Origin of the sequence: Nitratiruptor tergarcus DSM 16512 (genome assembly GCF_027946175.1) — a bacterium.
Lineage (GTDB): Bacteria > Campylobacterota > Campylobacteria > Campylobacterales > Nitratiruptoraceae > Nitratiruptor > Nitratiruptor tergarcus.
Genome location: NZ_AP026671.1, coordinates 458,458 through 479,630, shown reverse-complemented (window position 1 = coordinate 479,630; position 21,173 = coordinate 458,458). Strand labels below are relative to the sequence as shown.

22 protein-coding genes are annotated in these 21,173 nt (G+C 36.6%); 5 read left to right on the top strand and 17 right to left on the bottom strand.

Annotated features, from left to right (window positions below; all coding sequences use genetic code 11):
- Complete coding sequence (gene rsmH / locus NITER_RS02605) at nt 1–909, bottom strand: 16S rRNA (cytosine(1402)-N(4))-methyltransferase RsmH (protein WP_197685322.1); 909 nt, start codon at nt 907–909, stop codon at nt 1–3.
- Nucleotides 909–2,198 carry an adenosylmethionine--8-amino-7-oxononanoate transaminase gene (locus tag NITER_RS02600; protein ID WP_084276071.1) on the bottom strand — a complete coding sequence of 430 codons (1,290 nt, stop codon included), beginning with the start codon at nt 2,196–2,198 and terminating at the stop codon, nt 909–911. Before NITER_RS02600 ends, rsmH begins: the two co-directional genes overlap by 1 nt.
- A 71-nt stretch (nt 2,199–2,269) precedes the next feature.
- Here NITER_RS02600 and NITER_RS02595 point away from each other — a divergent pair, with 71 nt between their 5' ends.
- From NITER_RS02595 to ftsZ, 3 genes are read left to right on the top strand one after another with little or no spacing between them, the layout of a single operon-like run.
- Nucleotides 2,270–3,739, top strand: coding sequence for a peptidylprolyl isomerase (locus NITER_RS02595; RefSeq protein WP_084276073.1), 1,470 nt, complete (start codon nt 2,270–2,272; stop codon nt 3,737–3,739).
- A gap of 1 nt (nt 3,740) precedes the next feature.
- The gene (gene ftsA / locus NITER_RS02590; RefSeq protein ID WP_084276075.1) at nt 3,741–5,081 is read left to right on the top strand and encodes a cell division protein FtsA; all 1,341 of its coding nucleotides are present in this window, start codon (nt 3,741–3,743) and stop codon (nt 5,079–5,081) included.
- A 24-nt stretch (nt 5,082–5,105) separates the two neighbouring features.
- Nucleotides 5,106–6,221, top strand: a complete 1,116-nt coding sequence (gene ftsZ / locus NITER_RS02585; RefSeq protein WP_084276077.1) for a cell division protein FtsZ — start codon at nt 5,106–5,108, stop codon at nt 6,219–6,221.
- Between the two features lie 7 nt (nt 6,222–6,228).
- Here ftsZ and NITER_RS02580 read toward each other — a convergent pair whose 3' ends face one another.
- From NITER_RS02580 to NITER_RS02565, 4 genes are read right to left on the bottom strand one after another with little or no spacing between them, the layout of a single operon-like run.
- Nucleotides 6,229–6,984, bottom strand: a complete 756-nt coding sequence (locus tag NITER_RS02580) for an ATP-binding cassette domain-containing protein (protein WP_197685382.1) — start codon at nt 6,982–6,984, stop codon at nt 6,229–6,231.
- A 12-nt stretch (nt 6,985–6,996) separates the two neighbouring features.
- A complete protein-coding gene (locus tag NITER_RS02575; protein WP_084276081.1) occupies nt 6,997–7,473 on the bottom strand; it encodes a DUF4149 domain-containing protein in 477 nt (158 codons plus the stop codon).
- Nucleotides 7,470–8,279: a peptide chain release factor N(5)-glutamine methyltransferase gene (gene prmC / locus NITER_RS02570; RefSeq protein WP_084276083.1), complete on the bottom strand. Its 810-nt coding sequence runs from the start codon at nt 8,277–8,279 to the stop codon at nt 7,470–7,472. The genes NITER_RS02575 and prmC overlap by 4 nt, the downstream gene beginning before the upstream one ends.
- Nucleotides 8,269–9,522 (bottom strand): M48 family metallopeptidase, encoded by a 1,254-nt coding sequence (locus tag NITER_RS02565; protein WP_084276085.1) that lies wholly within the window; start codon nt 9,520–9,522, stop codon nt 8,269–8,271. The genes prmC and NITER_RS02565 overlap by 11 nt, the downstream gene beginning before the upstream one ends.
- A gap of 95 nt (nt 9,523–9,617) precedes the next feature.
- Here NITER_RS02565 and abc-f point away from each other — a divergent pair, with 95 nt between their 5' ends.
- The gene (gene abc-f, locus NITER_RS02560) at nt 9,618–11,555 is read left to right on the top strand and encodes a ribosomal protection-like ABC-F family protein (RefSeq protein WP_084276087.1); all 1,938 of its coding nucleotides are present in this window, start codon (nt 9,618–9,620) and stop codon (nt 11,553–11,555) included.
- A 6-nt stretch (nt 11,556–11,561) separates the two neighbouring features.
- On the opposite strand, the gene NITER_RS02555 is transcribed toward abc-f, so the two are convergent.
- The 7 genes from NITER_RS02555 to NITER_RS02525 form a co-directional block, all read right to left on the bottom strand.
- Entirely contained in the window at nt 11,562–12,557 is a 996-nt protein-coding gene (locus tag NITER_RS02555; protein WP_084276089.1) for a hypothetical protein, read from the bottom strand.
- Nucleotides 12,558–12,574: 17 nt separating this feature from the next.
- Nucleotides 12,575–14,041, bottom strand: coding sequence for a threonine synthase (thrC, locus tag NITER_RS02550; RefSeq protein ID WP_084276090.1), 1,467 nt, complete (start codon nt 14,039–14,041; stop codon nt 12,575–12,577).
- A 23-nt stretch (nt 14,042–14,064) separates the two neighbouring features.
- The gene (gene cutA / locus NITER_RS02545) at nt 14,065–14,370 is read right to left on the bottom strand and encodes a divalent-cation tolerance protein CutA (RefSeq protein WP_084276092.1); all 306 of its coding nucleotides are present in this window, start codon (nt 14,368–14,370) and stop codon (nt 14,065–14,067) included.
- 2 nt (nt 14,371–14,372) lie between these two features.
- Nucleotides 14,373–15,227 carry an acetylglutamate kinase gene (argB, locus tag NITER_RS02540; RefSeq protein ID WP_084276093.1) on the bottom strand — a complete coding sequence of 285 codons (855 nt, stop codon included), beginning with the start codon at nt 15,225–15,227 and terminating at the stop codon, nt 14,373–14,375.
- Nucleotides 15,190–16,134: a tetraacyldisaccharide 4'-kinase gene (locus NITER_RS02535; RefSeq protein ID WP_084276095.1), complete on the bottom strand. Its 945-nt coding sequence runs from the start codon at nt 16,132–16,134 to the stop codon at nt 15,190–15,192. Before NITER_RS02535 ends, argB begins: the two co-directional genes overlap by 38 nt.
- Nucleotides 16,122–17,252: a DegT/DnrJ/EryC1/StrS family aminotransferase gene (locus tag NITER_RS02530; RefSeq protein ID WP_084276097.1), complete on the bottom strand. Its 1,131-nt coding sequence runs from the start codon at nt 17,250–17,252 to the stop codon at nt 16,122–16,124. The genes NITER_RS02535 and NITER_RS02530 overlap by 13 nt, the downstream gene beginning before the upstream one ends.
- A gap of 113 nt (nt 17,253–17,365) precedes the next feature.
- Nucleotides 17,366–18,184 (bottom strand): ferritin-like domain-containing protein, encoded by an 819-nt coding sequence (locus NITER_RS02525; protein WP_084276098.1) that lies wholly within the window; start codon nt 18,182–18,184, stop codon nt 17,366–17,368.
- A 24-nt stretch (nt 18,185–18,208) separates the two neighbouring features.
- On the opposite strand from NITER_RS02525, the gene NITER_RS02520 reads away from it, so the two are divergent.
- The gene (locus NITER_RS02520; protein WP_084276100.1) at nt 18,209–18,802 is read left to right on the top strand and encodes an MBL fold metallo-hydrolase; all 594 of its coding nucleotides are present in this window, start codon (nt 18,209–18,211) and stop codon (nt 18,800–18,802) included.
- Here the strand turns inward: NITER_RS02520 and NITER_RS02515 are convergent.
- The 4 genes from NITER_RS02515 to cmoB are packed head-to-tail and all read right to left on the bottom strand — an operon-like array spanning nt 18,788 to nt 21,153.
- Nucleotides 18,788–19,177, bottom strand: a complete 390-nt coding sequence (locus tag NITER_RS02515) for a hotdog domain-containing protein (protein WP_084276102.1) — start codon at nt 19,175–19,177, stop codon at nt 18,788–18,790. The two genes, NITER_RS02520 and NITER_RS02515, sit on opposite strands and share 15 nt — an antisense overlap.
- The gene (locus NITER_RS02510; protein ID WP_084276104.1) at nt 19,167–19,517 is read right to left on the bottom strand and encodes an arsenate reductase family protein; all 351 of its coding nucleotides are present in this window, start codon (nt 19,515–19,517) and stop codon (nt 19,167–19,169) included. Before NITER_RS02510 ends, NITER_RS02515 begins: the two co-directional genes overlap by 11 nt.
- Nucleotides 19,514–20,257 carry a TIGR01458 family HAD-type hydrolase gene (locus tag NITER_RS02505; protein WP_159445327.1) on the bottom strand — a complete coding sequence of 248 codons (744 nt, stop codon included), beginning with the start codon at nt 20,255–20,257 and terminating at the stop codon, nt 19,514–19,516. The genes NITER_RS02510 and NITER_RS02505 overlap by 4 nt, the downstream gene beginning before the upstream one ends.
- Nucleotides 20,257–21,153 carry a tRNA 5-methoxyuridine(34)/uridine 5-oxyacetic acid(34) synthase CmoB gene (gene cmoB / locus NITER_RS02500; RefSeq protein WP_084276107.1) on the bottom strand — a complete coding sequence of 299 codons (897 nt, stop codon included), beginning with the start codon at nt 21,151–21,153 and terminating at the stop codon, nt 20,257–20,259. The genes NITER_RS02505 and cmoB overlap by 1 nt, the downstream gene beginning before the upstream one ends.
- Between the last annotated feature and the right edge of the window lie 20 nt (nt 21,154–21,173).

Here is a 21,173-nt window from a genome sequence, read left to right as displayed (position 1 = left end):
CTACTCCTTAAACTTAAATACACGCAGCTTTGCACTGCGACTACGAGGATTTTTCATTATCTCCTCTTTTGTTGCTGTTATCGGTTTTTTTGTCAATATTGTACCAAGTGCTCTATCACCTCCACACTCGCAACGTAAAGCCTCTGGAGGACAGATACATTTTTGCGCCCATTTTTTAAATCTATTTTTTACTAAACGATCTTCTAGAGAGTGAAATGTAATAATAGCAACTTTTGCACCTCTTGGTTTTGCTTTTTCCAATGCATCTAAGAGACCTTCTAACTCCTCGAGCTCCTTGTTAACTTCGATGCGAATTGCTTGAAAGATTGTCGTAGCTGGATGGATCTTTTTTGTACGGGGAACTAAACGCTCTATGAGCGTTTTGAGCTCTTTTGCGCTTTTTATTGGTCTATGTTTTACAACCTCTCCTGCAATTTTCCATGCATTTTTTACCTCTCCATACTCTTGTAATACCCTGGCGAGATCTTCTTGGCTATATGTATTGACAACTTCATACGCACTCAGTGCAGCGCTCTTATCCATACGCATATCAAGTACTTCACTCTCTAAGCTAAACCCCCGCTCTTTTTTATCTAATTGCAATGAAGAGACTCCAATATCGGCCAAAACTCCTTTAATTTCCATTGTTTGCAAAATCTCTTCAATTTTTTGTGAAAATGCACCTCGTACAAATTTTACTCTCTTGCTAAAAGGCTGCAAACGTTTCGTAGAAAATGCAATTGCCTCTTCATCCCTGTCAATACCAACTATTTTGTTTTGAGGATTACTTTGTAAAATGGCATAAGAGTGGCCTGCATAGCCAAGCGTGGCATCTACAATCCAGCCCTGGGTATCTTTAAAAACTTCAACTACTTCATCTAAAAGCACCGGAATATGTGGAGATTGCATCATAGACTCTTTACTATATCATAAACACTATCTATCATCATATCAATCTCATCAAAAGTTATCACATAAGGAGGCATAAAGTAAATCACATTGCCAAGTGGCCTGACAAAAACTCCTCTTTTGAGAGCTTCTTGATTAATGCGCAGCCCTATCCTCTCTTGTGGCTTATATCCTTGCAACTCTATGGCTGCTATCATACCCCGTTGGCGTACATCTTTCACACAAGGAAGCTCCCTAAACGCAGCAATTTTTTGTGCAATGTAATCAATTTTTATACGGTTTTTAGTAATTACATCATCATTTTCAAAAATATCAAGCGTTGCATTCGCTGCTGCACATGCTAAAGCATTCCCTGTATAACTATGTGAATGTAAAAAGGCTTTATATTCGTTGTAATCACAATAAAACATCTCATATACTCTATCTGAAGTTAGCACCACTGAGAGCGGCAGATACCCTCCTGTAAGGCCTTTTGACAGACACATAAAATCTGGCTTGATACCGGCTTGCTCACAAGCAAAGAGTGTTCCAGTTCTTCCAAACCCCACTGCAATTTCATCGGCAATGAAAAATATATCATACTTTTCACACAACTCTTTTGCTAATTTTAAAAACAGTGGATGATACATATGCATATACCCTGCACACTGCACCAAAGGCTCTACAATAAAAGCACTAATCTCTTTATGCCGTTGCTCAAAAAGCTTTTCTAACTCTTGAGCTGCTTGGATTGCTGTTTCTTCGGTTCTATCTTTTGGAACGGGGGTTTGCAGTGTATGGATCATTATCTCTTTGTAAGTTTCTTTGTATAACTCCACATCCCCCACCGACAAAGCACCAAGTGTCTCACCATGGTAGCTATTAGTAAGTGAGACAAAATACGGCCTTGTCTCGCCTTTGTTTTTAAAATAGTGAAAGCTCATCTTTAAAGCTACTTCAATTGCACTACTTCCATTATCAGCATAAAAGCATTTCTCCAAGCCAGTAAAGTGGCAGAGACGCTCAGAGAGCTTTACTATTTGTTCATGTGTAAATCCCGCAAAAATGACATGTTCAAGCTGTTGAAGCTGCTCATTGATTTTTGTATTAATATACTCATTACTATGACCAAAAAGATTGACCCACCAGCTACTAATGCTATCAATGTAGCGATTATCTTCAAAATCATAGACATACACCCCTTTTGCTCGCTTGATGGGGATAATAGGAATTGCTTCATGATCTTTCATCTGTGTACATGGATGCCAAATATGCTTGAGATCTCTTTGCATAAGCTCCTGGTTGGTCATAAACGGCCTTTATTGTGGATTAATCACTTTTTAACTACAATATTTCCTCAAAATTATACAAAGGTTGGCTTATGATTAGCTGGATGCAAAAACATAAAAAATATCTTGTAATAACGATTTGGATAAGTACAATAGCATTCGTTGGAGCGGGATTTGTTGGATGGGGGGCATACAAGTATGGCTCTAGTGGTGACACTATGGTAGAAGTTGGTGATACTAAAATAACAATCAAAGAGTTTCAAAACAAATACTCCCAGCTTTATAATTACTACAATAAACTCCTAGGCGGTAATCTTGATCAACAAAAAGCAAAAGAGATGGGCATAGATAAAGCAGCTTTCGATGCACTTATCAAAGAGGCACTTCTCATCAATTACGCTAAGGATCATGGTCTTATGGTAACAGATGAAGAGGTAGCTAAAAAAATAGCATCGATGCAAGTATTTCAGCGTGATGGTCACTTTGAAAAAGAGCTCTATATTAATGTCCTCAAGCAAAACCATATGCGCCCTAAAGATTTTGAGCAAAGCATAAAAAAAGAGCTTCTTTTAGAAAAGATTAAAGCTGTATTCAAACCAAAACTTCTACCACTAGAGTTTGATACCGCAAGTGCAGCACTCTTTATGGGAGATAAAATTGCATACAAACCTCTTACAAGTAACGATATCAATATAAGTTATACACAAAAAGAGCTCAAAAACTACTACAATGAACATAAAGACAACTACCAAACACCTACACACTATAAACTTGCAGTAGTTGAAGTAACGCCACAAGATGTCACAATAGATGACACAAAACTTCAAGAGTATTATCAAGCACATCGCATCCAATACAAAGATAGTAGTGGAAAAATTATGAAATTTGAAGATGCAAAACCGCTTGTTGAGCGTGACTATAAATTGAAACTTGCAAAAAAAGAGGCTCTCAAAAAATATATTACTCTTAAAAAAGGAAAAATCAAACCACAAAAAAGTATAGAAGTTACAGATACAAATACCACACTACCCCCAACTTTTATGGAAAAACTTAAACTAGCTCAAAGTGGTAAAGTATTCAAGCCAATTATTATAGGTGAAAAATATCTCATAATTAAATTAGATAACAAAAAATTACCACAGCCAATGAGCTTTGAAGAGGCAAAAGCGTTAGTACAAAAAGATTTTGAAAAAGAACAACGCTCCAAAAAACTTATAGAAACAGCACAAAAACTCGCTAAAACTTTCAAAGGGATTGAAATAAATAGTTTCATTTGCAGAGACGATGTAAATAAAATTAAAGCTTTAGAGAGCACAGAAGCTGCTACATTTCTTAAAAAACTCTTCACACAAAAAGAGGGAGAAGGGTTTGTTCAATTGAGTGATGAGAAAGTGGTCTTATATAGAATTTTAGATCAAAAACTGCATATGCCAAAAAAAATAGATAAAAACAGAGCCCTTATTACCGATAATACCATTAAGCTCAAAGAGCTTCTAGAGTCACAAAGAATTTTGAATATACTGCAAAAGCTTTATGAAATAAAAGTATATAAAGGAATATAGGGTGTCAAAAACCATTCTCGCCCTTGATATCGGATCATCAAAAGTCTGTGCAGCAATTGCAGAGCAAAAAGATGGTGAGCTTGTAATTACGGGCTCTGGAATTGCACCTGCACAGGGTTTGAAAAAGGGAATTATTACCAATATCGATCTCGCATCTAAGTCCATTAAAAAAGCATATGAAGATGCAGATCGCATTGCTGGTACATCACCCTCAAAAGCTATCGTAGCACTCTCAGGTGCTTACGTAAAAAGCACTAATAGTAATGGAATCGTTAATATTCCAAACAAAGAGATATCACTCGATGAAATTAATAGAGTCATGCAAACGGCTCTTTATAATGCAAACATTCCTCATGAGTATGAAGTTTTACATGTGCTTCCCTATAGATTTCGCGTGGATGACCAAGACTTTATAGAAGATCCATTAGGTATGAACGCTTCAAGACTCGAAGTAGATGCCCATATTATCACTGCTCCTAAATCGAGTATCTTCAATCTCAAAAAAGCTGTAAAACAAGCTGGCATCGATATAGAAAATATTGTACTAAGTGGTTATGCATCTGCAATAGCAGTACTCAATGAAGACGAAAAAGAGCTCGGAGCAGCTGTTATTGATCTTGGCGGAAGCACGTGCAATCTTGTCATATATAGTGGCAACTCTCTTGTATATAATGATTTTTTGGCTGTTGGATCTATGCATATAACAAACGACCTCTCAATGGCGCTGCACACCCCTTTATCAGTAGCTGAAGAGATCAAGATCTATTATGGGAATCTCAAAGAGCCTAAAAATGACTATATTGAGATTCCTGTTATTGGAGACGAAAACAATACGCATCAGGTATCACTCGAAATTGTCTACAATGTTATCCATGCACGTGTAGAAGAGACACTTATGATCCTTGCAAACTCTCTTGAAAAGAGTGGCCTCAAAGAGCAATTAGGTGCTGGGGTCGTTCTTACAGGTGGTATGACTCAACTCGAAGGTCTTCGTGAACTTGCTTCTGCAATTTTTGACCACCTTCCTGTACGTGTTGCAAAACCCCGTACACTACCTGCACTTCACGAAAGTCTTGATAATCCTAGCTTCTCTACGCTTATTGGTCTCATTTTGTATGGCAATGGAGAATATACTCTCTATGAAATTGATTCAAATAAGCGTCTTAGATATAAAAACGAACAACTTTTTGCCGATACTGAAAAGAGCATCGAGCCATTACAAAAAGGTGAAGAGAGCGAAATTCTCGATGAACTTACCAACATGCAAAGTTTTGAAGAGAAAAATAGCTCCATTAAAGAGAGTTTGGCCAAGTTCACAAGATGGCTAACGCAACTATTTTAAGAATTGCTTGAGGAAGGACGCGGTATGGACGCATTTAATATTGAAGAGAAAAAGAGAGTAACTGGAGCTAATATTAAAGCTGTAGGCGTTGGCGGCGGCGGCGGAAATATGATCGGACATATGGTAGAAGAAGGTATCGATGGGATTGAACTTATTGTTGCCAATACTGACGCACAAGCCCTCAGTACATCTAAAGCACATACTAAAATTCAACTTGGAGACAAGACTACCCGCGGACTTGGCGCAGGTATGAAACCAGAAATTGGACGAGAAGCGGCATTAGAAAGCTATGACCTTATAAAAGAAAAATTGGAAGGTGCTGACATTGTTTTCATATCTGCAGGAATGGGAGGCGGTACTGGGACTGGAGCAGCTCCTGTCATTGCACAAGCAGCACAAGAGATAGGCGCCCTCACAATATCAGTTGTCACAAAACCATTCAAGTTTGAAGGAAGAAGAAGAGCAAGACTTGCTGAAGAGGGAATACATGAACTAAAAAAAGAGAGTGACTCCATAGTTGTTATACCTAATGAGAAGCTTCTCTCTATTGTTGATAAAAAGCTAGGTATTAGAGACAGTTTCAAGATTGTAGATGATGTCTTATCCCGCGCTGTAGGTGGAATAAGCGGCGTAATTCTCTCTTATGGTGAAAATAATATAAACCTTGATTTTGCTGATGTACAGACTGTTATGAGTCACAGAGGCTTAGCACTTATGGGTGTTGGTGAAGCACAAGGTGAAAACTCTGCATATGAAGCTATAAAAAGTGCTGTAGAGTCACCTCTTCTTGACAATGTATCCATAAATGGTGCCATGGGAGTGCTTGTACACTTTACAATCCATCCAGATTACCCTCTTGTCGATATTGGTGAAGCCATGGATGTAGTATATGAGAGTGCTGACGAAGATGCTCATGTTATTTTTGGAACTACCACGAATGAAAATATGGCCCCAGATCAAGTAAAAATCACTCTCATTGCTACTGGATTTGAAGAGGCTAATGCTACTGAGGACGAAGCAGTAAAAGTTGTTAGACCTTTACAAGATACCATGCAAATCAAAAGAAAAGTAAGTGGTGGATACGAAGAGAATGAAGATATTCTCGATATTCCTACCTTTTTACGCAATCAGATGGATTAAAATCTTTTTAACGCACTATTTTGATAGGCCCTTCGGCCTTACCATCTAAAAATTGTCTTACATAAGGGTTAGTAGAGTTTTGGAAATGCTCTTTATCTCCATACTCGATTATTTTTCCATCATAAAGAAAAGCAAAATAGTCTCCTGCTTTAAAACTCTCTTTGATATCATGACTAATAAGTACAGAAGTTACATTCAGTTCTTGCTGCGTGTTGCGAATGAGTCTTGTAATAAGATCACTCGTAATTGGGTCCAGACCGCTCGTAGGCTCATCATATAATATAATCCCTGGATCTAAAACAATAGATCGCGCTAGCCCAACTCTTTTGCGCATCCCACCACTGAGCTCATCAGGATAGAGTTCTAAAACATCATCTGGGTTGAGGCCAACTGTGCGTAGACGCTCTCGTACTTTCTTTTGAATTTGCTCCTCGCTCATATTTGTATGTTCATGCAGAGGAAAGGCTACATTTTCATACACATTCATACTATCAAAAAGTGCACCACTTTGAAAAAGATACCCTATTTTTTTACGCATACGATACACCTCATCTTCATCAGCCCTCGCCATATCAACACCCTCTACCCAAACCTCTCCACTATCTGGTTTGAGTAGTCGTACAATATGCTTGATAATAGTCGATTTTCCACTTCCAGAAAGCCCAAGAATGACAGTAGTCTTTCCTTTTATAATATCAAGATCAACCCCTTTGAGTACCTCTTTTGTGCCAAAACTCTTTTTTAGTCCTCTAATACGGATTATCTCATCCACTTTTTATGAACCTTTACAATAAAGATAGAGTCTTCTTCCAAGAAGAAGTGTTAAAGAGAGTGCTAGTAATCCAAAATCGAGTTCACTCGCTTTGTGAATATTTATAAATGTTTCACTCTGCGTTACTTGTTCTCCTAGTGCCTGCAGAGCCACAATCTCTTTAGTATAGTACAATGTAAATAAAAATATCATCAAAACAGCTGTGGCAGCTGCAGGGATAATAATCTTATCTCTTTCGAAACTTTTATATCCATACCCTTCACGAAGTATAATGAGAGCAGCAATAAAATTTAAAACATAATTGCTTTTTACAAAAATAGCTGTCATTAATAGTCCCTTTTGATAATGAGAAAGAAGCAGAGTTCCTAAATAGTCGTTCGCATGAAAAATCACTGGTGCAACCAAAGCTCCCAAAGTCAAAACTAAACCTAAACCAATACCTAAAATTATCATATAAACAATATCAATCCATCTTCTCATTCTTCTTCCTTTTGTAATACAAATCCTCTGTCTAATTTCGCCAAGTCTTTATAAAATTCACAGCTTCCTTGAAAGCCCTTTTGTTCAAGATATGAACTAATTGCCTCTTTTTGATCATATCCCATCTCACAAGCAATGATTTTAGCACTACTTTTTATAAATATATCAATTATTTGCTGTAGTAACTCATCACCTCTCTCTCCTCCAAAGAGAGCCTCCTCTGGTTCATAAAAGAGCCCCTTTTCCAAAGGAAATCCTCTTTTGATATAGGGAGGGTTGGAAACAATAATATCAAATTCCTCATTTACTCCATCGAGCAAAGATGTATGAATAAGTTTTACATCAACACCGTACCTCTTAAAGTTTTTCTGTGCAACCGCAAGAGCCTTTTTATTAATATCAGTTGCAACTATTTTTAAATTTGGAAACTTCATTTTCAATATTGCACTAATAATACCGCTCCCTACTCCGATCTCTGCAACTCTCTCTTTACCTTGTATTCTTTTTGCAACTTCATCTATGAGTAGTTCTGTCTCTGGCCTTGGTATCAATACACCTGGCTCGATAAAAAACCTCTTTGAATAGAATGAAACCTCTCCGATAATATATTCAAGAGGCTCATGAGTAGCCCTTCTTTGTATTAGTGAAAAATATCCCTCATCCACCTCCTCGTCGGGATGCGCATGAAGATAGATCCTCTCCTTTTGCAAGTAATGTGCCAATAGCAGTTCTGCTTCTAATAGTGGACGCTGCGCCACGGTTCGCAGCATATTTCTAGCTTGCTTTAAAGCTTCACTAATTTTCATGTGGAAGATTACACTCCTCTTTCAATGCCTCATTTGCTTCACTCTCTTCTTCAAATCCTAAGGCTTTGAGCCTTTCTAAAATAGGTGGATGTGAATAGTAAAAGAAGATATAGAGTGGATGTGAGAGAGGAAAGTGACTATTCTCTTCTACAAGTTTAAGCAAAGCATTCCGTAAATTCCCTCTCCCTCCTAATTCACTTCCATATCTATCTGCTGCAAACTCGTTTTTGCGACTGACAAAATTAATAAGTGGCATAAAGAAAAAGAAAAATACTGGACTAAGTAACAAAAACATAGCAATGATGCTATATGGTGCATCTGCTGGAATACCTGCTTGTTGATACAAGGATGTTGGTAAATTAGCAAATATATAAAAAAGAGCAAAGAACATTACACCCATCATGAGAATATTTTTGTAAATATCTTTATGCTTAAAATGGCCAAGTTCATGACCAAGAACTGCAAGAAGTTCATTTTTAGAAAGTTTTTCTACTAAAGTATCAAAGAGTACTACTCTTTTTGTTTTACCAAGTCCCCCAAAATAAGCATTGAGTCTCGTATCGCGTTTACTTGAGTCCACAACATATACTCCATTTGCCTTAAAACCACTCTTTTGCATCAGTTCTTCAATATCTTTTTTGAGTTCTTCATCTTCCAAAGGTTTAAATTTATTAAACATTGGTGCTATAAGTGTTGGATAGAGGGCATTGACAAGAATAATAACACCAAAAATAAATAAAAATCCCCAGATCCACCAGTTTGTAACATTTGCTATTATCCAACTTACAATATAGATAATTAAAGATCCAAATATCAAAAAGAGAAGCGCTATTTTTAATTGATCTTTGATAAAAAGAGAAATAGTAGATTTATTAAATCCAAACTCCTCATCAAGTACAAATTTCTGATAAATATCAAATGGTAGTGTAATAATGTAGTTGATTGCAAAAAAGAGATCAATAAATACAACACTTTTTATAAGTGGATCATCGATATCAATTACATTATCGAGCCATCGTAATCCAAACCCCATCCAAAAAATAAAAAGTATATACTCCACAAAACTCTCTATTATGGCAATTTTTTCTTTTTTAAAGGCATAACGCCCTGCTTTGAAAAATTTGCTCGGCATCATCAAAACAGGCTTACCATCTTTAGCTTTAGCGACAAACCCAGCCTGCATTACTGATATATAAATTTTTATTAAAATATAGAGACCATAGAGAATACTTACTCCAAGCATTATTGTCCTTTTGTAAAATTTTGACTATTATACACAAAATGTTTTACCATTTCTTAAGTAAATTTTATTATCAAAATATCTTAAAAAGGTTATAAATGGCTCTTATCGATTTAATTGAGGTAAAAAAGAGTTTTGAAGCACAAAAAATTCTTTGCAATGCAGATTTCCATATTGATGAAAATGAGCGTATAGCAATTGTAGGAAAAAATGGAAGTGGAAAATCAACACTCATGAAAATTATAGCAGGTACAATCCTTCCTGATGAAGGAGAGAGGATAGTACGGCAAAATATTACTATTAAAATGCTTGAGCAAGTTCCACATTTTGATCCTACACTTACTGTCAAGGATGCTATTTTACAGCAGCTCAAAGAGATAAACCAGGCAAAAAAAGAGTATGAAAATATCGCAGCACAAATTGCAGATGAACCAGAAAATGAGGAGTTATTGCAGCAACTCAATAAATTAGCCAACTTTTTAGATTATCATGGAGCATGGAATATTGAAGAAAAAATAGAGCGGGTACTTGTAGAATTCAATCTCAAAGAGTATGAAAAGAGACTAGTAACAACTTTAAGCGGAGGTGAACAGCGAAGAGTTGCTTTAGCAGGACTTCTTTTACAAAAACCAGATATTTTGCTACTTGATGAGCCTACAAACCATCTCGATGTACAGATGGTTGAATTTTTAGAAGAGATGATTCTTAAAGAGCGCTATACACTTATTTTTGTAAGTCACGATCGCTACTTCATAGATAACATCGCTACACGCGTTGTAGAGGTAGAAGATTGCGAACTACGCAGTTTTAAAGGAGGGTATAGCGAATATTTACGGCAAAAAGAGGAGCTGCTCCAAAATATGCAAAAGCAGCATGAAAACCTCCTACGTCTTCTCAAACAAGAAGAAGAGTGGCTCAATAGAGGTGTAAAAGCTCGCGTTAAAAGAAATGAAGGACGCGTCAAAAGAGTCAAGGAGCTTAGAGAACAAGCAAAGAAAAATCCTGCACTCATCAAAAAAATTCAGATCCAACTCGAACGAGAAAAAAAACATTTCAATCGAGAAGAGGGAATCAGTAAGAAAAAGGTGCTTTTTGAATTAAAAGATATTACAAAAAAAGTTGGTGAAAAACTTCTCATAGATAATTTTACAACAAGGATTTTACAAAAAGATACTATTGCAATTGTTGGAAAAAATGGGAGCGGAAAATCAACACTCCTCAAACTCCTCTTGGGTGAAATTGAACCAGATAGCGGCATAATTAAACGGGGGGACTTTCGCATAGGCTATTTTGATCAAAATAGAAGCATGCTTGATAATGAGAAAAATCTCATTGAAACTTTCTGCCCGCATGGTGGCGACAGAGTAGAAGTCTGGGGCCGCAATATGCATGTATATGGATATTTGAAAAATTTTCTCTTTCCCAAAGAGTTTTTAGATAAAAAGATAGGATCCTTAAGTGGTGGTGAAAAAAATCGCGTCGCACTTGCTCTTCTTTTTACAAAAAAAGTGGATTGCCTTATACTTGATGAGCCTACAAACGATTTAGATATCCCTACAATAAATATTTTAGAAGAGTATTTACAAAAATTTCAAGGATCAGTTATCTTTGTAAGTCACGATCGCTACTTTGTAGATAAGATAGCAAAAAAGCTCTTCATTTTTAAAGGTAACGGCCATATTGAAGAATCCTATCAAAGCTACAGCGAATATCTTGCTATTGAAAAAGAGATCCAAGAGCTTGAAAATATAGTAAAGAGCAGTAAAACTCCTAAACAAAAAAGAGTAAAAATAAAAAAAGAGAAGCTCTCATATAAAGAGCAAAAGAGACTCGAAGAGTTGCCCGATCTCATTGAAAAACTCGAAGAAGAGATTGCTAAAATTAGTGAGTGTTTAAACAATCCAGAATGCTATGAAAAAGAGGGAATAGTTACAATGTCCCAAGAATTGGCTGATAAAGAGTTACTCCATGAAAAACTTTTAGAGGAGTTTTTGGAGCTTGAAGAGAAACGAGAGAGAATTGAGCGGGAAGTTTAAAAAATATTAATTTTTTTCTATATGTTCCCAAATGCGTATATGAGAAGTCATATTTATATCAGTAATAGTATGTGAGGTAGTAACAGTGAAGTTTGCTTTTTCCATATTCTCTAGATTTTTTTGAGGAACTTCACAATTGCCACTAATAAAATCTGGATCCTCTGAGCCACCCTCACCCCAATTATTCAATAGTGCATCCAGCTCTGTTGCAGATATTTCACTGAGTTTAGGAGCTTTATAATTTTGACTGCAAACTATATATCTACCATTATAAAGGCCTTCATATGAAACTGTTCCATTTTTAAAATCTTTATTTATCTGCATAATGAGGCGTTTGCCATTAATAGTTCCATCAAAATGGATAGTAGTGGTAATATCCTCAAAGGTTTTACGTCCCTCGAAATCCAACTTGTTACTATCAAAGTGACAATCATAAGTTATTGCACCATCATTTTTTGAGAGTTTTGTAAATCTATAATTTTTGTATCTCATCTTATCTTTGCAGCTATAAAATTGTGCTTTATTATTCTCTTTATTGAAGTAGAGATTGTGCAAAGGATCAGGAACCCCATCAAAATCACTATCATAATATTTGAAAATACCGTTATCTGCTCCAACGAGCTTATATGCATCACCTCTTTTTCGATCTATATAGAGCCATGAATAAGGTGCTAAGTAGGGGTTTTTCAAATCATAAGGAAAATCTATTTTAACAAAATAGCCAGCTTCTTGTAACTCGTTGCTATTGAGACTAGATGCAAAATATTTCCATCCAAAAGGATTTTTTGATGTTGGCTCTTCACCTAGGAGAGTATAATAAGAAGTTACTTTTCCATCTTTATCAAAAGCCCCAAATATCCACCGATTTTTATAGAGAAAAAACTCCCCATTTATTGTAAAGGTGCGGCTTAGAAGGTAATTTTTTAAATCCCCACTATAATCCGCACGCAAAAAAGCAGCAAATAATAAAGTTATCCAAATAGCTCGTTGTAATATTTTCATAATCTCATTATAGCATATTAAAGAAATTTCAGTATCTCTTCTTCAATTTTCTCTTTTGGCACAACAGTTGTATGGACAATTCTTTTATGAAAGAGCTCTGCTATTCTTTGTGGAATTGCCACACCAAGTTTTTCACTAATTATTTGTAAAGCCTCTAAATCACTCTTCTTCTCTCCTCCTTCAAGAGCTTCTAAAACTGTAGGAGCAAACTTTGTCCATTCAGCTGTCGAGTAAGCAACATTTTTATCTGCTGCATATCTTTTAAAAAGCTTAATTGTCGTTGCTGTATGTGGATCCATGAGATAGGTCTTTTCTAATGCATACTCTTTGATAATTGCCTTTACTTCATCGTCATTACTAAAATCAGCAGCAAAATCCTCTTGCAATGCTGCAAGCTCATCTTCATTTAGTTTATAGTAGCCTTTATCATTCAAGCTATCCATTAACTCTTTTGTGCGCTGTGCGCCAAATTTATCAAAAAGTACCCGCTCAACATTGGAAGACTTTAAAATATCCATTGCTGGTGAAGATGTTTTGATAAGATGCTTATTACGCAAATCATAGCGACCTTCATTAATAAGCTCAGTAAGTACATTATTAGCATTGGAGGCTATGAGAATTTTTTTAATTGGCAATCCCATTTTTTTCGCATAGTATCCACCCAAAGCATTACCGAAATTTCCACTTGGAACAATCAAATTAATCGTATCTCCAAATGTAATCTCTTTTCTTCTTACTAGCTCTAAATAGCTATGAATGTGATATATAATTTGAAAAATTATGCGCCCAAAGTTGACTGAGTTAGCTGCACTAAGTTTAATCCCTTTTTCTTGTAAAATCGCATGAAATTTTTCTGATGCAAGGAGTGATTTTAAAGCACTCTGCGCATCATCAAAATCACCCTCAATTCCAATGACTTTAAGATTTTCTCCATCTTCAGTAACCATTTGCAACCGCTGTACATCACTCGTACCGCCAGCTGGATAGATACATGCTACTTTTACGTTTTCTCTATTTTTAAAGGTCTCAAGAGTCGCTGGTCCAGTATCACCACTTGTTGCAGCCAAAATCAAATAGTTTTCACCCCTTGCTTTGGCAAGTGAAGAGAGTATATATCCAAAAGGCTGCAGTGCCATATCTTTAAAGGCACGTGTAGGTCCGTGATAGAGCTCTGCTATGAAGAGATTCTCTTCAACTTTTACAACAGGGATAGGATTTGCAGGATCATCAAACTTATCATAAAGATTAAGTGCTTCCTTGATGAGTTCTTCATCAATATCAATGGAAAAGAGGCGCAAAAGATCAAATGCAAGCTCTTTGTAATGAGAAGTGAGATGACGCTGTAAAAACTTTTCATCAATGTTTGGAAGTTTTTCAGGTACATACAATCCGCCATAACTCGCACTAGGATTGAGAATAGCTTCAGAAAATGTTACTTTTTTTGGTTTTTTTCCATCATTGCCCCGAGTCTCAATAAAATACATTATTCACCCTTAAATTTTTTTGGTTATTGTAGCAAAACTTGGCGCATCCATGATGCATACTCTTCGTTTACTTCTTCTATTTTTACAGCTACAATTTCTGGCACTTCATAGGAGTGAAGCTCTTTGATCTTCTTTTCTACTGCTGCAAAGTCTATTGCTTTAATTATGAGGAGTACTTCATCTGCATTTTCTACTTTTCCTTCCCATTTATAGACGGAAGTTACTCTCTCAATAATATTTACACATGCAGCAACTCTTTGCTCAACAAGCGCATGCGCAATTTTTTTTGCCTCTTGCATATCTGAAACAGTAGAATAGATCATATACATAATTAACCTCCCAATACTTGCGTACCAATCCCCTCACTTGTAAAGATTTCAAGAAGTAGCGAATGCTCTATTCGTCCATCTATAATGTGAGCTTTTTCTACTCCGCTATGAATCGCTTCAAGACAGGCATCCACTTTTGGAATCATTCCCCCACTAATAGTGCCATCTTGTTTGAGTAATCCTATTTTTTCTTCTGTTAGAGTAGAAATAAGCTTTCCTTCTTTATCAAGAACTCCTGGAGTATCAGTGAGAAAGATAATCTTTTTTGCCTTCAAAGATCCAGCTACTTTGCTCGCACAAAGATCTGCATTTATATTATAGCCAGGATGCCCTACTTTGTTGCTCGCAGCAATAGGGGCAATAACAGGTATAAACTGCTCCTCTAAAAGGTTATAAACCACAGCCGGATCGATTCTATCAATAACTCCTGTATACCCAAACTTCTCAAAATCTTTTGGCCGAGCGGTGATAAAATGTGCATCTTTGCCACTTATTCCTAGTGCCTTAGCACCGTGATTATTTAAAAGACTCACTATCTCTTTATTGATATCACCACTGAGCACCATCTCTACAATCTCCATAACCTCTTCAGTAGTAACACGTTGTCCATCAATAAACTCTGTATCTATTTGCAGGCGTGTAAGAATCTCTGTAATTCTTTTTCCTCCTCCATGGACAACTACCGGCTTAATTCCCACAGTATAGAGGAGGAGTATATCTTGAGCAAATTTTTCTTTGAGTTTTTGATCTGTTTGTGCACTTCCACCATATTTGATAACAAAAATTTCTTCTCGAAATTTTTTAATAAAAGGGAGTGAGTCAAGAAGTGTTTGAACAGTTTGAATCTTCTTTTGCATTTGATACCTTTTGAATGAAATTATCTATAGCCTCTCTTAGTTGTGATGCAACCTCTATATCTAACTCCAACAAAGAGAGAGGATAAGAAAACTGTTCTAATTTTACCAAGTCTTTGCTTGTGACTAAAAATGAATCTGGTTGCTCTTTTTGCCAAATCGCTTCAAGCTCTTCATTGGCAAAAAAGTGGTGATCTGGAAAGTAGTATTTTTTGATACCTTGAGGAAGGTAGGGTTCAAGACGCTGAGGATTGGCAATGGCTGTAAGCAGCACCATCTTTTTTGTAGGATTGACAATATATACTTTGCGTGTGAAATCCCTTCCCTCCACTGCAATAAAATCGGCAAACTTTTCAAATAATTTTGGCAAACGTAAGGGACCAGATGGGAGGCAAAAAGGGTTTTTTGGTCTTCTTTGAATGAGGATGTCAAACTTTTGCAAGCACGTATGAAATGCATCATCTAAAAATATAACTTTTGCACCCTCTTTTTTTGCTACTTCAATTGCTTTTTTTCTATCACTTGCTACCCAAACAGTTGCTTGAGGAAGAGATTTAGCAATAAGCATAGCCTCATCCCCACTTTGCTCCACATCTACAAGAATTTTTCCCTTTTTACTCACTTGCACAATACCTTGAGATTTGCGTTTATATCCACGAAGAACTACTGCAACACTATTATAATTTTTTGCTAAAGCTATTAAAAGCGGTGTCTTACCACTTCCTCCTACAGTAAGATTTCCAATACTAATGAGCGGAACTGTCTCACGTGTAGGAAAACAGAAGATTTTTTTGATTGTAGCTATGAGACAATAAAGAGCAGAAAAGGGAAGCAATAAAATGGCAATGAGCCAGTGATACCAGGAAGGAGCGTAAAAAAGCTCCTCAAAAAATGGTACTAGACTCTTGATTTAGCCACCTCTTTAATCTGCTCAACTACGTAATAAGCATCCTCATCACTCATTCCAGCATGAATTGGAATAGAGAGGATCTGTTGAAAATTACGTAGTGCTTTTGGAAAATCATTAACTCTGAGGCTATATTTTTGTTTATAGTAACTTAATAGATGAAGGGGAATATAATGTAACCCCACTTCTATCCCTCTTTTGTAGAGCTCTCGTGCAAAGGAGTCACGGTTTTTATCTATTTTGATAATATAGAGTGAAAAGATATGATCTCTTTTTACTACAGGTAACTCTATGTGAGGAGTATTTGCAAGTTCTTTATTGTAAATGGCTGCAATCTCTTTTCTACGCTCAATCTCTTTATCATTTTTAGCAAGCAATGAGAGATTGAATGCAGCATCAAATTTACTCATATCATACTCTAAGCCAATATCTACTACATCATATACATACCCAAGTCCCCCATCACTATCCCAACTGCTTTGTACTATAGCGTTATTGCGAAGCAGTCTAGCACGCTCATTAAGCTCTTCATTGAATGTAGTAAGTATACCTCCATTACCCAATTTTTTCTGCTTATGGGGATTGAAACTAAAAGCACACATATCCACATTTGCAAAAGAGCCAACTCTTTTACCTTTATAGGTAGCACCCAAAGCATTTGTAGCATCTTCAACTATCATAATTCCATAACTATTTGCTATCTCATAAAGCCTATCAAGATCGGTTGGTTGTCCGGCAACATGAGAAATAATAGCCCCTTTGAGCTTTTTACTCTTATTTTTTGAGAGTACTTTTTCAAGTTCATCAAGATCGATATTGTAATCATCCGGATCAATATCTATAAATATCGGCTCTGCATCAAAGTGGCGTACCACTTCTGGTACATTGGGATAAGCGTTCACACTACAAATAATCTTATCACCTCTTTTAAGATCAATTGCAGTCATAGCAAGATGCAGTGCCGCTGTTTCGTTACTTGTAGTTATCGAAAAATCGCTACTCACATACTCACAAAATTTTTCTTCTAATTCTGTTGGCGTGTCTTTATCTTGTAAAACATCCTGTAACTTCTGAGACTCCTCTTTATCAACTGTCACAGAAAAGAGTGGTATCTTTTTCATAATCTTCTCCTCACTTCAAGGAATTATCTAATTTTAATAAAAAATAGCTTAATTTGTCCTTTTATATTTAGTTTTTCTCATTAAAAGAGATAATTTTTCAAAATGGATAAAATTTATCCACACTCTACCTCTCTCTTTGCCAACAGACGGATCTCCTCACAGCTAAAGCCGGCATCTTTTCGTGCTTCAATATTTAAAAAATCTTTTGAGTGTAAGGTACCAGGATAGACACGCTCTACCCTTTGGAGATACTCTTTTACAATGTCTTCAATTCCCTCCTGTGCACATGCCCAGCGAAACCATTTATCGCCCTTTTTTACATGATCTATCTCTTCACGTAAAATTACTTCAAGGGCTTCTTGCATCTTCTTTGCAAAAGGATCTTTAAATATACCAAGCTTCGCAATGATTTTAGGATTTGCATCCAGTCCATTAGCTTCCAAGTAGCGTGGCACTACTGCCATTCTGTCAATAAGTTCTAATGAACGCATAGCAGCATCAAACAGTCCCTGATGCACAGGTAGATCTCCATAGCTAAATCCAAGTTCATGCAGCAACTCTTCAATCATCAAAAAGTGCCTACACTCATCAGCTGCAACTTCCAGCCAATCATCATAAAAGCTCTTTGGCATATACTTATATCTATATGCTGCATCTAAAGCCAAATCTATTGCACTATATTCAATATGTGCAATAGCATGCAAAAGGGTTGCTCTTCCTTCTTCAGTGTGCAGTTTTGAACGTCTTGGGACATCTTTTGGATCGACAATTGTGCAAATTTTGGCAAAAGAGGGAGATTCCCACACTTTTGATTTTTGGAAGTGTTCACTAGGCAAATTTGGATATTTGGCATAAAATTTGTTAAACTGCTCTATCTTTTGATGAGGATCACTTATACGCAATATATATTCGAGCCAAGAGAAAAATTCCATACAAATCCTTTAAAAGGAGTTCATGTGCAAATCAAATCGCGTCCAATGGGCGAATATCAAACAAACTGCTATATTGTAACAATTAACGATAAAGATTTTATAGTGGATCCTGGAATAGGAGCAACACAATGGGTAGTAGAAAATGCTAAAAATCCTGCAGCAATTCTCAATACCCATGGACATTTTGATCATGTCTGGAGCAATGCGGAGCTCCAAAAGATTCTCAATATTCCTATCATCATCCATGAGAAAGATGCTTTTTTGCTTCAAGAAGAGCAGTTTGGCATATCAATGCCAAAAAGCAAACCAGATATTGTAGTAACCAATGAAGAGCCAATAAATATTGAAGGTGAAACAGTTACATTTCTTCATTTTCCAGGACACACCCCTGGATGTTGTGCAATTGATTTTGGTGAATTTTGGTGTAGTGGAGATTTTATCTTCAAAGGTAGCATTGGCCGAGTCGATTTTCCCTACTCAGATTCCAATGCTATGAAAGAGAGCTTACGCCGCTTCAAAACAATTCCCTATGATAAACCAGTCTATCCTGGACATGGAGAGCCAACTACCATTGCCCAAGAGCAAAAATATGTAGATTACTGGTTACGAGCGATCTAATATGTGTGTTGTGGGAGTATAAGTTTGCATTGTACCTTGAAATACCTCTTTGCCTCCCACAGAGCCACTAACTTTTACTTTAGCTTTCTTTCCCTCTCTTTGTAAAATATGAGCTTCAAAAACAACCTCATCTCCAACAACTACAGGTGCAAGGAATTTTACCTCAGCTGCAACTAATACCACATTGGGATTGTTCACTGCAGCCATTGCTGCAAAATCTGCTGCACCAAAGGTAAAACCACCATGCACCAATCCTTTTGTATCTGCTTGCATCTGCTTTGTGGTTTTAAGTACTACTTTGGCATATCCTTCTTCTAAATCGACTACATCCCCACACAAAGTTCTATCGATTGCTAAATGTGTTTTAAGATCCACAGAAAATCTCCTTATACTGCTCTTCATCAAATCCTACAACCACATCGCCATTTTCTAACTCTATTACAGGCCTTTTAATCAAAAGATTCTCTTTGCAAAGCCACTCTTTTTTGCCCTCTTCATCTAAATTTAGATTTTTCAGCCCCAATTGGCGATATTTTGTCCCCCTTGTATTAAAAAGCTTATCCATCGGCACATGTTTTAGCCACTCTTCAATCTTGTCACATCCAACTGGACTCTTTTTAAAATCGATAAATTCATATGCTACGCCACACTCCTCTAAAAACTTCAAAGCCTTTTTCACACTGCCACATGTTTTAATACCATATACTTTTATCATCCAATCTCCTTTAAAAGTTTGGGAAGTTCTGCAATAGAATTGACTATGAAATCTGGTTTTCCTTTTTGCAGATCCTCACTTTTAAATTTTCCTGTTTTTACCATAACAGCTCTTAATCCGCACTTTTGTGCACCAAGTATGTCTGTTTCAATATCATCACCTACCATTACTACTTCTTCCGCGCTAAGTCCCATACTCTTTAGTGCCAAATGAAAAAATGCACAGTTTGGTTTACCAAGAATTGTTGCTCTCTTTTGGCTTGCATATTCTAAACAGCGCACAAAGCCTCCTGCATCAAGGCTTAATTCCCCGTCACTATCTCTAAAATAGCGATTATCATTTGTAGCAAGCAACTCGCATCCTCTCTCAAGGTGGCGAAAAGCTGTATTGAGATTTTGGTAGGTAAAATTGGTATATGCATCGCATATTAAAACTACTTCTATATCTGCACCGGATCCAAAATAGTCTCTCACCTCATCTGTCGCTACTACGTAAGCTCCTCTGCCCTCTATATAACTCTTAGCAGCGCTTACAGCAGTAAAAAGCTCTTCCTCTTTTACATCAAATCCCATCTTGAGAAGTTTTTGTAAAAGTGTTTGAGGAGTAGTGCGTGAGGTATTGGATAAAAACCGTAAAAAATACTCTTTTCTAAGCTGCATCAATGCATCTTGCGCACCATCTATGACATTTTCTCCATCATATAACACACCACCAATATCGAGTAAAATACCTTTGAGCATCATTTTTTCCTCATACGTATATATACTCTACGAGGGGCTGGATATCCCTCAACCGTCTTTGTAAGATCTTTTGCATCCAAAAAATCTTCTAAACTCTCTCCCAAAATCCACTCAGTTCTTCTTTGCTCTTCAAAAGTTGTGGGTTTTGTTGCAAGCACTTCAAAATTTTCAAATCCAGCCTTTTCACACCAGTTTTGCAGCGCCGCAATAGTAGGTACAAAATGGATATTTGGAATTTTTGCATAGCTTTTACCAGGACACAAAGCAACTGGCTCTTCACCTTCAATGTAAAAAGTATCTAAAAACACCTCTCCCCCAGCTTTTAATCCTTGTTTTAGCCATTTGAGCATAGCAACAGGATCGCTTCTATGATACAACACTCCAAGACAAAAGATTACATCAAACTTTTTGCCATATAAGGGAAGATGCTCTACACCCAAAAGCTCATAAGTAATACCACTTTGTATGAAATGCTCCAAAAAATCAAACTGCGTTTTAAAAAGTGGTGAAGGATCAAACCCAGTAATTGAGCGCGGCTTATGCGCAAGCATGCGCAGCATATAATATCCATTATTACATCCTATATCAGCTACATCTTTACCTTGTAAATTAAAATATGGCTCTAGAAGATTATATTTTATAAAACTTCTCCACTCACTATCAATAAATGTCCCTAATATTTTAAAAGGCCCTTTACGCCATGGACGCATAGCAAGAGCAATCTCCTTTATCAATTCTTTTGTTTTTTCATCCACATCCCCCTCTATTGTTATCACATCTCCTAGTTTTACATCTACCTCAACCTGTGGTAATTTTTTAAGCATCTCTCTTAAAGGAGCAATATTTTTCCACTGCAACCATTTTTGCCGCTCTTGCTTGATAGTCTCAATATCCATTCACACTCCTGCTCTATGGT